At 42.9% G+C, this 510-nt stretch carries 1 protein-coding gene; it reads right to left on the minus strand.

Annotation, left to right across the window (positions count from 1 at the left end; genetic code table 11):
- Positions 1–510, minus strand: a 510-nt coding sequence (locus ACGTN6_RS21095) for a methyl-accepting chemotaxis protein (RefSeq protein WP_394595073.1), incomplete at both ends; no start/stop codon positions are given.

Below are 510 nucleotides of genomic sequence, written 5' to 3' on the forward strand. Positions count from 1 at the left end.
GTCTCTTCTGATATAGCTGTTACACTCTCAACCGCATTATAGAGCGTGTCCTTCGATTGAATGAGTTCATCCATGTCTTTAGAAACACCATGGATCGCGTTCGTTATGCTCTCGACAGATTCTTGAATGTAGAAAAACGCATCATTTGTATTCGTTACAGCCATATTCTGATCCTCCACTACTTGAGTAGCCTGATCCATTGATTCATTCGCCTGCTGTGTCTGTTGAACAATCATAGAAATCGTCGCACGTACTTCCTGTGTAGCCTCTGAGCTCTGCTCGGCAAGCTTCCTGACTTCTTCTGCTACAACAGCAAATCCTTTCCCGTGTTCTCCTGCACGAGCCGCTTCAATCGATGCATTTAATGCAAGAAGATTGGTTTGCTCAGATATAGCGCTAATACTACCTAGAACAGACTCAATCTCTTTAACATGATTCGTAAGGTCTCCCATAACCACTTGTACACCTGAAATGAGTTCATTGGTTTGTTTTGATTTCTCTTGAAGCACC

The organism is Halomonas sp. B23F22_20 (assembly GCF_043496985.1).
Taxonomy (GTDB): Bacteria; Pseudomonadota; Gammaproteobacteria; order Pseudomonadales; family Halomonadaceae; genus Halomonas.